The organism is Pedobacter rhizosphaerae, assembly GCF_900111155.1.
Taxonomy (GTDB): domain Bacteria; phylum Bacteroidota; class Bacteroidia; order Sphingobacteriales; family Sphingobacteriaceae; genus Pedobacter; species Pedobacter rhizosphaerae.
On the sequence record NZ_FOGG01000020.1, the window covers coordinates 66,292 to 80,598 of the forward strand.

Annotated in this window: 14 protein-coding genes; 6 read left to right on the forward strand and 8 right to left on the reverse strand. The window is 44.3% G+C overall.

Features of this window, described 5'->3' with window-relative positions; all coding sequences use genetic code 11:
* Positions 1-66 precede the first annotated feature (66 nt).
* A complete protein-coding gene (locus BMX11_RS15995; protein ID WP_090886051.1) occupies positions 67-2,619 on the reverse strand; it encodes a type I restriction enzyme HsdR N-terminal domain-containing protein in 2,553 nt (850 codons plus the stop codon).
* Positions 2,620-2,688: 69 nt separating this feature from the next.
* On the opposite strand from BMX11_RS15995, the gene BMX11_RS16000 reads away from it, so the two are divergent.
* The 4 genes from BMX11_RS16000 (at position 2,689) to BMX11_RS16015 (ending at position 5,914) form a co-directional block, all read left to right on the forward strand.
* The gene (locus BMX11_RS16000; protein ID WP_090886053.1) at positions 2,689-3,807 is read left to right on the forward strand and encodes a hypothetical protein; all 1,119 of its coding nucleotides are present in this window, start codon (positions 2,689-2,691) and stop codon (positions 3,805-3,807) included.
* A gap of 91 nt (positions 3,808-3,898) precedes the next feature.
* Entirely contained in the window at positions 3,899-4,153 is a 255-nt protein-coding gene (locus BMX11_RS16005) for a hypothetical protein (protein ID WP_090886054.1), read from the forward strand.
* Positions 4,154-4,191: 38 nt separating this feature from the next.
* A complete protein-coding gene (locus BMX11_RS16010; RefSeq protein WP_090886055.1) occupies positions 4,192-4,953 on the forward strand; it encodes a metallophosphoesterase in 762 nt (253 codons plus the stop codon).
* A 175-nt stretch (positions 4,954-5,128) separates the two neighbouring features.
* Positions 5,129-5,914, forward strand: coding sequence for a hypothetical protein (locus BMX11_RS16015; protein ID WP_090886056.1), 786 nt, complete (start codon positions 5,129-5,131; stop codon positions 5,912-5,914).
* A 90-nt stretch (positions 5,915-6,004) separates the two neighbouring features.
* Here the strand turns inward: BMX11_RS16015 and BMX11_RS24735 are convergent, their stop codons facing one another.
* From BMX11_RS24735 to BMX11_RS16035, 4 genes are all read right to left on the reverse strand, one after another.
* Complete coding sequence (locus BMX11_RS24735; RefSeq protein WP_090886057.1) at positions 6,005-6,160, reverse strand: DUF2256 domain-containing protein; 156 nt, start codon at positions 6,158-6,160, stop codon at positions 6,005-6,007.
* Positions 6,147-6,626, reverse strand: a complete 480-nt coding sequence (locus tag BMX11_RS16025) for a DUF4385 domain-containing protein (protein WP_090886058.1) — start codon at positions 6,624-6,626, stop codon at positions 6,147-6,149. Before BMX11_RS16025 ends, BMX11_RS24735 begins: the two co-directional genes overlap by 14 nt.
* 6 nt (positions 6,627-6,632) lie before the next feature.
* Positions 6,633-6,974: a hypothetical protein gene (locus BMX11_RS16030; RefSeq protein WP_090886061.1), complete on the reverse strand. Its 342-nt coding sequence runs from the start codon at positions 6,972-6,974 to the stop codon at positions 6,633-6,635.
* A gap of 304 nt (positions 6,975-7,278) precedes the next feature.
* Positions 7,279-7,929, reverse strand: a complete 651-nt coding sequence (locus BMX11_RS16035; protein WP_245738690.1) for a type 1 glutamine amidotransferase domain-containing protein — start codon at positions 7,927-7,929, stop codon at positions 7,279-7,281.
* 584 nt (positions 7,930-8,513) lie between these two features.
* On the opposite strand from BMX11_RS16035, the gene BMX11_RS16040 reads away from it, so the two are divergent.
* Positions 8,514-9,140, forward strand: coding sequence for a hypothetical protein (locus tag BMX11_RS16040; protein ID WP_139180206.1), 627 nt, complete (start codon positions 8,514-8,516; stop codon positions 9,138-9,140).
* A 204-nt stretch (positions 9,141-9,344) separates the two neighbouring features.
* Positions 9,345-9,509: a hypothetical protein gene (locus BMX11_RS24345; protein WP_175474586.1), complete on the forward strand. Its 165-nt coding sequence runs from the start codon at positions 9,345-9,347 to the stop codon at positions 9,507-9,509.
* 91 nt (positions 9,510-9,600) lie between these two features.
* On the opposite strand, the gene BMX11_RS16045 is transcribed toward BMX11_RS24345, so the two are convergent.
* From BMX11_RS16045 to BMX11_RS16055, 3 genes are read right to left on the reverse strand one after another with little or no spacing between them, the layout of a single operon-like run.
* Positions 9,601-11,109 carry an alpha-L-fucosidase gene (locus BMX11_RS16045; protein ID WP_090886067.1) on the reverse strand — a complete coding sequence of 503 codons (1,509 nt, stop codon included), beginning with the start codon at positions 11,107-11,109 and terminating at the stop codon, positions 9,601-9,603.
* On the reverse strand, positions 11,106-12,653 hold the full coding sequence (locus BMX11_RS16050; protein ID WP_090886071.1) for a sulfatase family protein: 1,548 nt from the start codon (positions 12,651-12,653) through the stop codon (positions 11,106-11,108). Before BMX11_RS16050 ends, BMX11_RS16045 begins: the two co-directional genes overlap by 4 nt.
* A complete protein-coding gene (locus tag BMX11_RS16055) occupies positions 12,650-14,302 on the reverse strand; it encodes a beta-N-acetylhexosaminidase (RefSeq protein ID WP_175474587.1) in 1,653 nt (550 codons plus the stop codon). The genes BMX11_RS16050 and BMX11_RS16055 overlap by 4 nt, the downstream gene beginning before the upstream one ends.
* Between the last annotated feature and the right edge of the window lie 5 nt (positions 14,303-14,307).

Sequence of the window (14,307 nt, forward strand, 5' to 3'; positions counted from 1 at the left end):
ATTTTGTTTTTTCAGGTCGGTCTGATACACTATCATTTGAAAAGTGGTTTGGGATCTTAACCTGTTTTACTTTTCGTTACCTTCATTGGCTCCAAAGTCAAAACTCAATTGATTTGGATCGACGAACCCTGGAACTTCCTGTTCTTCACTATCTTCATCTTCAGGTAAGCAAAAATGCTTCAAGTCATTGAGTATTGCGGCAAGAGAATGCGCAACAGGAAAATGGGCAAGTTTGAGGATAATGGGAGTTAAAAGTTCTTTTTGGGAATAGTATTCCTCGGTTAGTTCTTCGCATGGTTCAGCATCGGTCAGCCAGCCTGGGCACATATCTCCGTAATATCGTGTCCAAAGAGACTCTAGAACGATTGATACACCTCCTTCCAATATTTCAAGCTTTTCAGTCGCATTGGTTTTCATCTTTCTGTGCAACAGATGAAACTCTTCCAAAAAATACGTAGGGCAGGAATATGCCAAGATCAGTGCTGCCCGCCTGGCGATCCTTGGATTTTGATGTTGAATTAGTTTGTGAAACAGTAATACATCTAAACTGGTACCATCTTCATATCCATCATAGCTGATAATATCTTCTCCATAATATTGGACAGTATAGGAGTCGCGAATGCCAATTTCCTCGATCGTTTCATCAACGTCCAATAATATGGTGATCCATAAGATATATTGCTCAGGTGCGGTTGTGCGATCTAAACATTGCAGGATGGAGAAAACAACCGAAGGTACGGGATATTCGTTATTGTCTTTAAAATCAATGGACGGAAGATTTTTCATTAGAAAATCGGCTATCCAACTGTGATCAAACTGCGTTCCTAATGTATTTAAGTTAAAAATTGCTTTCGCCAGTATGTTTAAAAGTGGTGTTGTATCTCCAGTAAAAACAGGCAGCCGCGAAAACAATCGTTTTAAGATATCGACATTTTCTTCCAAACTTAGAAACCAGATCAATGCACTGTAAAGTGGTTCAATGATGATCGATAGGGCTATTTCCTCGTCGATTTCTTCATCTGTAGTTTTCCTTAAAACAACATTCCATTTTTTGCATACCATTGAAATTACGTAGTCCAATTCATGGGTATAGTAAAAGTCGATTAATAAATCGCATTCTGTCTGATAAAACACTAAAATGGCAGAATCAATCCATGGACGATACTGGTTAGTGCTTGAATAACGCTCGGAGATTTCTGCTAAAGAAAAGGAACGACCATGTTTTATAATGCAGTTGCCAAAAAATCTAAGGTCGGAAAACAACCTGATTTCATCGATTCCCTGTCTTTCAGCTTTTGCCAAAATACTGTTCCTAACAAGTTCCAAAGCATTAATGCTGCCAGGAATGGTTTTGCCCGAGAATTCTTCACAAGCCAGACGCAGATAAAACGGATCCTGCAATAAAGGGTTGTTTGGGATTTGCACATTGTAGCATTCGGAGTATTTGGATTTTGCAAGTTTGCTTTCTTGTGCACTGAATTTTCCAATTTGAACAAGACCTAAATTATCGGTATTGATCAGTGGTTTATGCTTTAGATGGCCGATATCTTTAAGTCTGATCCCTGCACTTTCTCCGATATGCCCAAGATTGTTGTGCTGGTCTTTGAGCAAATCACCAAGTGAAAACGAGGTTGCACTCAAGACAAGTTGTATTCCGCTCATATTGAGTTTTTTGCATTCGTCGTTGATCATAAAAGGATCATTGGATAGCTCGTTCCAACCATCTATAACGATAATTAATTTTTTCTTTAGTGCTTTCGTTGTGTCATTAAGCTTTTGTAACCAGTGCAGATCGTTAACTGAGGTATGCATTAACCAGCTCAGGTCCTTTCTGATTTCTTGAATGAGACCGTTTTTTAAGCTGACCGCCGGATAGAAGAGACAGGGTGTTCCTTCACTAATCAGCTGTTCTACGAAATTACACACAAACGAAGTTTTTCCTTGCTGGGGTGGCCCCAAAATGAGAATGACTTCGAATTGTTTATCGCCAGGTTTTGGGTTCAGCTTTTCATTAAGTGCCTTTGAGAGGTTTTCTCTGGGCACGTAAAGCTGCGGGATGTACTTTTTGCCGCCGAAAAGATCATCACCTTTTAAAAGATCCATATGATAGTTGACCTGACCTTCGCAGAAGGTTAACAGATTGTCTACAGATAAACAGATTAGATATCTAAGGGCTTCTATCCGCGCAGCCAAAGCATCTCCACTTGGTACAAATCCATTTACAATATATGGATGACTGGAAGGAATAGCTTCATCTGATATTAACTGTTCTGTGATCGAATCATAGATTTCGGTTTGGTGGCCATTGGTTAGGATGGTAAAAGGGGCCATACCATTGGTAAGTAGTCTGGCATAGGATAATGCCTGGGCTTTGTCATCCTCACTGAGCGGATGAGAAGGTTTTTTAACCTCAATAATGAAAAGATTCTGACCGGTGTCATTGGTGACCAAAAAATCAGCTCGTGGATGGTGAATTTTTTTTAATCCCCGTCCGATTCTAATGGTAAAAGTATGTTCGATCTTGATATTTTCCAGCGTCAGCCCACAGTCCTTTAGCCACTGGAAAACTATTTTGGATCTTAGATCTTCTTCGCTTGAGAGTACGTTATTTAAATTCATTTTTTATCGCGTAGCCTAAAATAATGTTTTCTGCTGCTATAATACAAATAGTTTACAATTATCGCCATTTTGAGCCAACAGCTTTATAACGGTGTATATTGGGAAAAAACATTTTTCCAATACCGCATGGAGAACCATCGCAAAGCCGATGAACATTATTATGATGAGTATGACAGACGGACCATATCTGATCTGAAGGAAAAAGAGCGGGCTTTGATCGCGGCAGAGAAATTGTATCTGGAGGCGCCGCATGGTGATGATACGGGCCTGCTGGCAAATTATGTTGCACTCAATAGGCGTTTTATAGATGCCGGGGTAGAATGGGCGCGGTCGCGGGAGATGGAGGTGAAGAATCGGATGGCTGCTGATGAGAGAAAGGACGGGATGGTGAAAAGGGCAAAGGTTCCGGAAAATATCAGGTGCGGTACTTGTGGGGAGGAGATGTTTGTGGAACTGACTGATTTTATCGATGAGTCTTATGACCTGGTTTTCTTTTTGGCCTGTCCGGCGCATCATGCGCCCAGAAGGGCGGTTTATGCAAACGGGTGGGAGTATGTATTGCCGGAAAGCAGATGCTGTCATTGCAAGGGTAGGGTGTCTTCCAAAAAGAAAAAGATCGGGAATAAAATGCTTTTTACCGATACCTGTTTGTCGTGCGGTAAGGTTGAAAAACAGGAACTAATTATCGGGAAAAGAAAAGTACTGCCGATTGATGAAGCGGAAAGGAAGAAGTACTGTGTTGATTTTATTGGACGGCGATCATTTACCGAAGATGTTCAGGCATTGGCGAGTGTCAAGCTGATGGCGGATGCGCAAATGCCGGGCTGGAAAGATGGGGATTTGGAAGATGAAAGTGCGGTGAGGCCTGAGCTGCTTAATGTGGCTGCATTGGAAAAACGGCTGGCCGGGGAACTGGAGAAAAGTGATTTTGTGAAGCTGCAGTTTGAAAAGCCCAAAACCGGCAGGTTTTTGACGATGGGGTTTTCGGTGCAGGATAGCAGTAGCCGTGATGCCGGTCAGAGCATAAAAAAGATGAAACAACTGATCAATGGCAGTCTGCTTGTGACCAACTGGCGTTTGATGTCCGGGCTCGAATGTACACTGGGCTATCTTACCGGACAGCTTAAAGGCTATTCAAATGAAGAAGACCTTAATAAGTTAGCGCAGGAACTATCGGCGAAAAAATAACGATTATGATGGACTATGTTGGCAGGTTAGCTTTGAGTAATGTCGTATGGTTCTCTGCGCTGTTCAAAATTGATAACTTAATACTCTAACCATGATTAAGATACATCCTGAAAGAAGAAATATTACTCCGGAAAGGGCAGTAAGGATACTGAAAAAACACGGAGAAAAGATAAGCCTGAAAGAAGCGAGACTGATGCTGGATCTGATGTATAATTTTGCGATATTGGCTGCCAATCAGGTGCTCAGTGATGAGCGGATGCCGGAACTCTGGAGCGATGTCAGACAGAATGAGCTCGAAGAGCAATATCAGGAGAAGAAAAGAAGGATGGGGAAGGGCCGGACTTAAGCCTGGAAAATTTTCAGGGAATTAAAGATAAAAACGTGATGAATATCCAATATGCTTCCGATTTACATTTGGAGTTTCCGGAGAACAGGGAATACCTGCGCAAGAATCCGATCTTGGCCAGCGGGGAAATCCTGATCCTGGCCGGCGATATTATCCCCTTTGGCCTTATAGACAGGGGACGGGAGTTTTTTGATAAAATTTCTGCGGACTTTAAGGAAGTTTATTGGGTTCCGGGCAATCACGAGTACTATTATGACGATATTACAGACCACTATGGTGTATTACATGAGCAGATAAGGGAAAATGTTTACCTGGTCAACAACGTTTGGATAGAAAAGGATGGATGTGAGCTGATATTTTCGACGATGTGGTCGAATATTTCGGCACAAAATCAGTGGAGGATTGCTAATGGAATGGCTGATTTTCAGGTGATCAAGTACAATGGTCAGGCATTCAGTCCTGCACATTTCAATAAACTCCATTTCCAGAGCCTGGAGTTTTTGTCGCGTGCTTTGTCGCGGGTTAAGCGTAAAACGAGAATTGTTGCTACTCACCACGTGCCGACGCTGATTAATTATCCTCCGAAATATAAAGGGGATATCCTTACCGAGGCGTTTGCAGTTGAACTGGCGGATTTCATTGCGGCAAATTCGCCCGACTACTGGATTTCGGGCCACCATCACTATAACCATGGTGGATTTAATATAGTTGATACCCAGATGCTAACGAATCAGCTCGGGTATGTCCGTTATGGTGAGCAATTGGGGTACAGGGATGATGCGTTTATTGATTTAGGCTGAAATTTACTAGGTAAAAGAACGGGTCAATCAGGCAACGTGATCGGAAATTTTTTTATCCCCTGATCCAGCTGATTAAATATTACCCAATATTTTTCAGATTATTGCAAAACGCTAAACAATTTTCGCATCTGAGACTTATTATTAATGATAAACATACATTCCCGGAAAATCTCTGATGAAACACGCAAAAAAATACCTGCTCATTTCAAACCTGATCGCACTCGTTCTGACGATAGCCATCAATTACCTTTCCAGCGCAGGACGGCTAAATGGAACCACCATAAAAGAAATTTCTGCCAAGTATAGCAATTACTTCACCCCGGCGGGTTACGCTTTTTCCATCTGGGGTGTAATCTATCTTGGACTGCTTGGGTTTGTGTGTTATTCACTGGTCAATAGGAGAGAAGCCCGTCCCGCATCAGTGGTGAACCGGATCGGCTGGTTGTTTGTATCGTCCTGCCTGGCAAATTCATTATGGGTGGTTGCCTGGTTGAATGATTATCTTGGGCTCTCGGTCATCCTGATGGTCCTGCTGCTCAGCTGCCTGATGGCCGTCATCATCCGGACCAGAATGGAACTCGATGCGCATCCGCTCAGCGCCTATATTTTCATTTATTGGCCATTTGCCATCTATTCAGGATGGATAACGGTAGCATTGATTGCAAACATTTCTGCCTATCTCACCAAGATAGGCTGGGATGGGTGGGGCGTTTCAGAAGTCTATTGGGCCGTTACCATGATCGTTATCGCCGGGCTCATCAATATCATGATGGTGATCAAAAGAAACCTTCGGGAGTTTGCAGCTGTAGGCATATGGGCACTCATTGCTATTTCGGTAGACAATCAAAATCAAAACCTAAATGCCATCCGCTATATCTGCTATATTGTGACAGCTGTCTTGCTGGCAGTCATCATTGGCAACGGGGCCAGAAATGCGAGGCGGTCCATTAACAGGATGTAAGGCAAGATACAAACAGGCAGTTTTGGTACCTATTAAGTTACTCGATTAGGTTTCCATTATCAACTCCTATCAGAGTTTAACGATCAATACTCAATTTCCAGCGTGCTTGCGCCTGCTTCTGCTGCATTTTTCAGAGCAGTATTTCACATCCTCCCAAACCTTTTCCCATTTTTTGCGCCAGCTAAAATTACGTCCGCATACCGGACATTGTTTTTCGGGCAAATATTGCTTTTTAACCCCTTTCATCTTTCCAGCTCTTTTTCATTGCCGCGTAGATTTCATGGCTTTCTGCTAATTTCCATTTATCATAAAATATAGCGGCCGATTTAGCCTTCTGCCCATCACCCGTACCGCGTTCAAGTTCTTGGTATCCCTCATTAGCATTATATTTCCTGCCACTTTTATAATTGGCATAACGCCTGGATCTGGTGTAGCCCATCTGCAGATACTTGCGCGCCATATCTGCGCCCACAAAATCCCCGTCTTTCAGGTATGCTAAAAACAGGGCATAGATCTTTTCACTGCTCTGGCTTGCAATCTCGGGTGTTCTAAAGCGCCAGTACCTGCCGATTTCACTTTTATAGGGCTCACAGATCAGCACACCCTGCTCACCTTTGCCCACGCGATAGCTGCCTGGATTCTTACGGTAATTGATATCAGCTTTCCAGGCATACTTTGATTCATCGAAATTCAGGTAACTGGGCTTTCCCATAAGCCTTTAATTTGGATGCTTCTGGATATGTTCATTTAGATAACGTTCCGAGCTGGCCAGATCCTTATCTACCTGACCTTTGGCTGCAACTGACCCAAAGTGCCGGGAATCCTCGGCGAATTCGGCTGAAAGGGCGAACCTGGGTTTCCTCTGGTCCGATCCGCCGGTAGCTGTTTTTCCGATCACGGTAAAGAGGCCCTCGAGGTCATCATGAACAAAACTGTACTTCACCTGAAAGTCGTCGCTGTTTTCAGTCGGTATTTCTGCGATTTCGGTGTAGGCCCGGTCCTGTATGGTTTCCAGTCCCCGCTTCAATAGGGCAATTGCCTGCTGTTTATGGTCGGTCATATTCTGCGTATTTGTTCCCCTTTTAACAGTCTTTTGGGAACTAAAGTTTTGTTGCCATTAGATGGGAGAGGTTCTACGGTATTCATCAGATCAGAATAAGCTGTCCATATGAAACCTTTAAACATTTGGCCAGATCTGCCGTTCGAGCTGATCTGAATCTCAAATGGCCGCTTGATATTAATTTGGTGCGGCTGGGCCGATTACAGATTTCTTCCGCCTGGGCCGGTATAGTCATCCGGTTTAGTTCGATGTTTCGATTAACTGTAAAAGATAATTGCACTACGAAGTGCAATTTGGCTTAAACTTACCTTAAACTTTCCAGGACTTCGATTAAAGCTTTTGCAGCAGGACCAGCGGACAAGGGGTTCTGCCCGGTCAATAAAATGCCATCCCGCTCTACGTGTGAGGTAAACGGGATCAGTGCCGTTTTAACATTTGCTCCGAGCGCTTCAAGCCTGTCTTGCAATTGATAGGGAACTTTTCCGCTGCGGCCGGTCAAAACTTCTTCTGCGTTACTAAAGGCAGCAATCACCTTACCTTGTAAAAAACCTGGACGCAGGTCTGCTGCTGCGATCAAGGCTGCGGGCCCATGGCATACCGCGCCAACAGGCTTCCCGTTATCCAAAAAGTCCAGAATCAGTTGTCCGCTAGCTTCACTGTTCGCCAGGTCCCAAATCGGGCCATGGCCTCCGGGATAAAACAGTGCATCAAAATCTTCAGCGTTTAAGCCAGTCAACTTCTGGGTATTGTTAAAAGCGCCCTGAGCTAAGGCATCATCCTTGAACCTCCGGTTGGAAGCGGTGATATTTTCGGTTAACTCACTCAAAGGATCTACAGGCGGGGAGCCGCCCAGAGGACTTGCCAAAGTAACCTGGTAGCCCTGATCGATGAACTCATAGTAGGGGTCGGTAAATTCTCCAAGCCAAACGCCTGTTTTGCTCTCGGTATCCTCCATCGCACTGTGCGAGGTCAGGATGATTAATATCTTTTTCATAGGCAATATAGTAACAGGACCAACAGCAAAAAAGTTCAGACAAGCTGTGGAGTAGCTTTCGCTTCATCACCTCTGTAAAACTCAATGTTTTTTAGGATGCCTGAATACCATCAGCCAGCATGAAAAATTTGGGGAAGAGATCCAGCGTACGGCACAGGGGAACCGTTTGAGTCGATCTGGCCGATGCATTTTTAGGATAGGATCATGCGAACTCAATCGTGTAGGGAATCGTCCGGGGACTAATATGGTTTTATGCACTGCCTTTTTTAAGCACAAATTCTTGATCAATCGATTTTCCGCTTAGACTGGTACCCTTCTTGTTTGCTGAAAAAAAATCTTTCCCTGCTTTCCCCAAGTAAAATCTGGGCGAGACAATCTTTTAATACTGTTTTTCGCATGCGGCTGCCCAAGAAATAAGCAGCGAAACAGATCCACACCCGAACATTCCACCAATCCATAGCAAGATCAATTTCATTGTTCCTGCCTTTTCGCCCTTCATGAACAGAGAATTTTTAATGCTGCAATAAAGTGTTTAAATTTAGGTTATGAATACCATACATCGATTCTCGCTTTGCGCATTACTTCTTTTTCTCACCCATTCGCTAATGGCCCAGACTGAAGCGGATCCGAGAATTGCCAAGTTCTTATCGGTAAAAACAGGCATGAAAACCGGTGCAGCCCATGACTATCTGCAAACCCTTTTTCCGGAATGGGACTTGAAAAAGATGCAGCATATCTGCATGATCGTTGGCGCATGGACACCACCTGAAAAAGATGGCACTGGTTTTAAGTACATGTATCAGGAGCGGTTCTACCAGGCAGCCAAAGTGGACCGTTTACGCGATGATGAAAAAACCATTGCCAGCAAGATCTCTGCCATGTGGAAGATTTACCAGCAAACAGGATACACCGCATGCAACGCATCCACATTTGACATCAGGAATGGAAACCTACTTAAATATGCCGTTGCCGATAAATTTGATGCATTCCTGGAAGATGCAATCAAATGGAAGCTGGACCCTAACAAAATAGATTTCTACGATCAGATGACCCTGCTTGATTACATCGATTATCAACTTGCCCGCAACAAAGGATCAGCTTTGGAATCAAAATATCAAAAATACCATGACATGTTTCGCAAAGCCGGGGCGAAATATAAAAAGGAACTCTAGCGGCTAACAGGCATAACCGGTATCGCTCAAAAAATTAGGTCCTTTCGCAGCAATACGGTCTCACTTCGCGTTAGCGCCTGGTGCAAAATGAACTGAGCTCTTCATTGAAATATGCAGCATTTGGTGCCGGAATGGATTAGATTAACTTTATAAGTGAGCATCCCAGGGACCTCGCAACTTTGCATGGAAATAAAATCAAACTACATGGAAAAATACCGCAGATCTGATCAATATTACTTCGATGAATATGATCGGTCAACGATTGCAGACCTCAAAGAAAAAGAATCGGCAGTGCTCGCCGCTGAAAAATTATATAATCCCTGTTATGCCAGCATTCGGAAGTTTGATTACTATCCACCTAGCCATTAGGCAAGGTAGATAGTAACTTCATTCTGGGGGCTGGGATATACTAAAGCTGCAGCCTGCCAGATGGCCTGTCTTGCAGCCCATCCTTTGTTGCTCATTTAGCCTGTTTAAAAAGCCCAAATTCTGAAAGAGTCGGATTTAACCTTGATGAGCCAATATGCAACCTTAATTTAGTCGTACTTACTTCATCGAATCTAAGTAGCCGCTTATAGCCCACCGTTGTTCCCTTTATAAGCTGTTTCCACACATCCTTATCCAGATATTCCAGCGAAAACTCTTCTATACGCTGCCCAATGCTGATATTTTCCTGGAGCATAACCACATCAAAGCGCATAGCTTTAGGCAAGGTTATTTCCAGTGTTGCCGTAGAATCATTCTCCTTGGTAGTCCAGTTTGTGAGGTAGTCCCCATCTAAAAGCGCCTTTTCATTAAGCCCATTTTTGCAGGTAAAAACTGCATCCTTAGCTAAGTTCTTTTTAAAAGTCTCTTTTCTGATCCGCGTCCACTGCGAAAGGATCAGCCGGTCGTGTTCATCAATAAGTCCGTCTTTATTGGGTGGGATGTTCATCAACAGCACACTATTTTTTCCAACAGAACTGTAATAGATATCGGTCAGTTTTTCTGGGGTTTTAATCTTTTTATCCTCATCAGCATGATAAAACCATCCGGGACGGATAGATACGTCTGTTTCAGCCGGATACCAAACCAGGGACTTTGCTTCCTTAAGCTTATCCCTGCTACCTATGTCAGCCCCCTTGATAAAACCGCTTGGCTTAATATTCATATCCTGCTGAGAGTTTGCTGATATGTTTTGCTGAGAGAGGTTAGATGCAGGAAGTACGCTCCATTCGGTATCCCTGCCATATCCGGTTTCTGTTCCCACCCAGCGTACGTCAGGCCCCATTACTGCAATCACTGCCCCAGGCTGTAGTTTACGGATATGGGCATACCAGCGCTCAAAATCGTATACCTGTTTTTTACCACCAGAGCCCTCGCCATTGGCCCCATCAAACCAAACCTCATCCACCTGGCCATACCAGGTTAAAAGTTCGGTTAACTGATCAAGGAAGACCTGGTTATAAGCTTCTGATCCATATTGGGGAGCATTCATGTCCCAGGGAGAGAGATAAATCCCGAAACCGATGCCATACTTTTTGCAAGCTGCTGCTACTTCTTTCACCACATCACCCTTACCTTTTTTCCAGGGACTCATCTTTACCGAATGCGCAGTGGTGGCCGTGGGCCAAAGGCAAAAACCATCGTGATGTTTAGCGGTTAATATCACCTGCTTAAAACCAGCGTCTTTTGCAGTTTTAACCCACTGGCTGGCATCAAGCTTTTTAGGATCAAAGACCTTAGGATCTTCTTTGCCAGTACCCCATTCCTGCCCAGTGAATGTATTTATGCCAAAATGAAAAAATGCAGTGAGCTCAAGCTGTTGCCAGCGCATCTGGCGAGCCGAGGGCGTGATCGAGGCGGCAGTCTTTATAATCTCCTGCTGATCCGATCCTGCAGGAATAATCGCGTAAGGCTGTTGGGATAGAGCAGGGGCTACCCAGAAGCCCATTAGAGCTGCAAGGACTAAAAATCGTTTTTTGTTCATGGTTTTTGGCTTAATAGTTTAAGCGCATCGGTATCTTCAAAGCGCAGAATTTCTGTTTTTAATTGTTTAAAGAGTGTCTCCGTTGTTTTCTCATAACCCTTTTCTCCATAAAGGTTTTTCATCTCATGAGGATCTTGTTTCAGGTCATACAGCTCCCAGCCCGAGGTACGCTTATAAAAACGGATGAGTTTGTAGCGTGCAGTGCGGATGCCAAAGTGAGGCGATACCGAATGTTCGCCATTTTCATAGTAATGGTAATAAATCACCTCCCTTTTCTTGTCACTTTTACCAGTCAAGGCCGGAAGCATCGATTGCCCCTGCATTTGTGCAGGAATGGGAAGTTTAGCAGCATCCAGGACTGTTGGCGCTATATCCAGGTTAAGCACAAAACGATCAGAAGTCGTTCCAGGCTTAATTGTTCCAGGATAACGCATTACCATAGGCGTTCTAAACGATTCCTCATAAATCCAGCGCTTATCAAACCAGCCATGTTCGCCCATATAAAAGCCCTGATCGGATAAGTAGATAACAATTGTGTTTTCTTTCAAACCGTGGCTATCAAGGTAATCAAGCGTTCGGCCAATGTTGCGGTCTAAAGAGGCAGCAGTACTTAAATAATCGCGCATATAACGCTGAAATTTCCATTCCGCAAGCGCTTTTCCTTGCAACTGTAGGTTGCTGAATTCCTTATGGATAGGATCATAATAAGCATCTATACGCCTGCGCTGTGCAGTATCCATACGGCTAAAATTGCCATCTGCATCTTCCTCTTTTTTAGAAGAAAACATTTTCAGGTCATAACCCATAAGCATCGTTTTATCAATAGACATATCCTGCATGCTGGCAGCAGTCCTGCTTTGGTAACTATCGTAGAAATTTGCCGGAAGCGGAAATACGGTCTCATCAAATTTTCCCAGATCCGTGGTATCCGGTAGCCATACCCTGTGGGTGGCCTTGTGCCCGATAACCAGGCAAAAAGGTTTGGTTTTATCCCGGTTTTCCAACCAACCCTCAGCAGCGTCGGTAATGAGATTGGTCACATAACCGTTTACACGTTTTTTACTTCCGTCCATCATATCGAAATCCGGGTTGTAGTATTGGCCCTGGTCAGGGAGCACCTGCCAGTAGTCAAAACCTTGAGGCGTACTTTCCAGATGCCATTTACCTATCCAGGCTGTTTGGTAACCTCCTGAATGCAGCTGCTTTGCAAATGAATCCTGATTTCCATCAAATACAGAACTTTCGTTATCCTTAAAGCCATTCTTATGGCTATATTTTCCTGTTAAAATTACCGCCCGGCTAGGCCCACAAATGGAATTGGTTACATAAGCTTTATCAAATCGCACGCCCTGGGCTGCAATCCGGTCGATATTTGGGGTCTGGGTAAATTTACTCCCATAAGCGCTTATCGTCTGATAGGCATGATCATCGGAGACAATGATTACTATATTGGGCTTTTTTAAGGGTTGCTGAGCCCTTGCAGCTGTCACGGTAAAACAGGCGGCAACTATGGCCGGCAAAAAGAGTTTTCTGCTCAAAATCATCTTACTTCTATATTGTTGTATAAAAAAGGCACACCACTGAAAATATTCTTACCCTCTGCGCCCAACCTTTTTGCGTGGAAATAGAGCTTATTGTTAAACTTGTTCCAGTTTAAAGACTGCTCCTTAGACCAGAGCACCTCAGAGAGCGCCAGCATCCGGGGCAATACCATACGCTCCAGATCATTTTCTGAGCTAATGAATTCTGTCCAAAGACATCCTTGCGCGCCCAGCACGAAGCTAGCCTCTGTAGAGCTAAGCTCTTTTGGAATCGGGCGATATTGATAGACATCTTTTAAGGTATTGATCGAAAAACGGGCGGCAAGTGGTTGCTGAACGGTTAGCGTATCGGCCTGATACCGGTTAAAGTACAACGGTTTTACCGGTGTCATCACTACAGTACGGTGCATCCTCGCAGCTTTAATACCACCTGATTCCCCACGCCAGCTCATTACAGTAGCGCCGCCTGGAAGACCACCTTCCAGGATTTCATCCCATCCAATCAGTTTTCTATCTTTACTTTGCAAGAAGCGGCCAATACGGCTAATGAAATAACTCTGAAGTTCATGCTCATCCTTTAGACCTTGGTTTTTAATCCGTTGCTGACAGGCAGAGCAATTCTTCCAGCTGGTTTTATTTACTTCATCTCCGCCGATGTGGATGTAGGCAGAGGGGAAAATATCGATCACCTCTGATAGCACTCCTTCCAGAAATTGAAAACTTTCTTCTTTTCCCGCGCAGTAGTTGGCCAGCGCATTGGGATCTCCACCAAAGGAACTTCTGACCGGCTGTGCCAACCCGGAGCAGGAAAGCCCCGGGTAGGCCGCTATTGCTGCATCAGAGTGTCCGGGCATGTCAATTTCCGGGATTACGGTAATGTTGCGCAGAGAGGCGTAATGAACGATTTCACGGGCCTCGCTTTGCGTATAATAGCCGCCATAATTAAACGTGTCAGCTGGGAGGGCTTGGTGGTTGCGGTAAAATACGCTACCCGGGACCTCCTTTCGCCAGGCACCTACTCTGGTGAGTTTAGGATATTTTTTAATCTCCAATCTCCAGCCTTCCGAATCACTAAGATGCCAATGGAATACATTCATTTTATAGGCCGCCAGCAAATCGATATATCGTTTTACTGCCTCGGCGGAAAAGAAATGCCTGCTCACATCAAGCATCATTCCCCTCCAGCCAAACCGGGGATAATCGGTAACCTTTAAATAGGGCAGGCTAATGATGGCATTATTTTGATAGGCTGGCAGCAGCTGCAGCAAACTTTGTATCCCGTAAAAGATACCCTTGCCGGTATTGGCAGAGATACTTATTCCCGAGGCATCGATGTTTAGCAGATAACCTTCCTCACCTAACCCGGCAAATTTTCCTTTAAGCAGGCGAAACTGGGCCCTGGACTTTTGATCGCTACGGCCAGGCTCCAGGCCAGTTACTGTTTTTAACGCTGCCGAAAGATAATCAGCATGTAAGCGGATTAACGAATCTTTAGCATCAGCATATATTTTGACCGGGTCAGAAAGCAGAAAACTGCCTTTAAAGCGTTCGGTTTTCACGGGCTCGGGAATAATGGCAAGCTGCTGGGCGCCAAGCGAGTTAAAGCAAGCGGCCAGCAGCAGCAGAAATAACGATAAGCATGTTTTTTTCATAATAC

Bases quoted from the DNA above. Each gene is read 5' to 3' on its own strand.
- BMX11_RS16055 (WP_175474587.1), bottom strand. From the start codon at position 14,302: ATGAAAAAAACATGCTTATCGTTATTTCTGCTGCTGCTGGCCGCTTGC.
- BMX11_RS16050 (WP_090886071.1), bottom strand. From the start codon at position 12,653: ATGATTTTGAGCAGAAAACTCTTTTTGCCGGCCATAGTTGCCGCCTGT.
- BMX11_RS24735 (WP_090886057.1), bottom strand. From the start codon at position 6,160: ATGAAAGGGGTTAAAAAGCAATATTTGCCCGAAAAACAATGTCCGGTA.
- BMX11_RS16045 (WP_090886067.1), bottom strand. From the start codon at position 11,109: ATGAACAAAAAACGATTTTTAGTCCTTGCAGCTCTAATGGGCTTCTGG.
- BMX11_RS16040 (WP_139180206.1), top strand. From the start codon at position 8,514: ATGAATACCATACATCGATTCTCGCTTTGCGCATTACTTCTTTTTCTC.
- BMX11_RS16015 (WP_090886056.1), top strand. From the start codon at position 5,129: ATGAAACACGCAAAAAAATACCTGCTCATTTCAAACCTGATCGCACTC.
- BMX11_RS16005 (WP_090886054.1), top strand. From the start codon at position 3,899: ATGATTAAGATACATCCTGAAAGAAGAAATATTACTCCGGAAAGGGCA.
- BMX11_RS16030 (WP_090886061.1), bottom strand. From the start codon at position 6,974: ATGACCGACCATAAACAGCAGGCAATTGCCCTATTGAAGCGGGGACTG.
- BMX11_RS24345 (WP_175474586.1), top strand. From the start codon at position 9,345: ATGGAAAAATACCGCAGATCTGATCAATATTACTTCGATGAATATGAT.
- BMX11_RS16010 (WP_090886055.1), top strand. From the start codon at position 4,192: ATGAATATCCAATATGCTTCCGATTTACATTTGGAGTTTCCGGAGAAC.
- BMX11_RS16025 (WP_090886058.1), bottom strand. From the start codon at position 6,626: ATGGGAAAGCCCAGTTACCTGAATTTCGATGAATCAAAGTATGCCTGG.
- BMX11_RS16035 (WP_245738690.1), bottom strand. From the start codon at position 7,929: ATGGAGGATACCGAGAGCAAAACAGGCGTTTGGCTTGGAGAATTTACC.
- BMX11_RS15995 (WP_090886051.1), bottom strand. From the start codon at position 2,619: ATGAATTTAAATAACGTACTCTCAAGCGAAGAAGATCTAAGATCCAAA.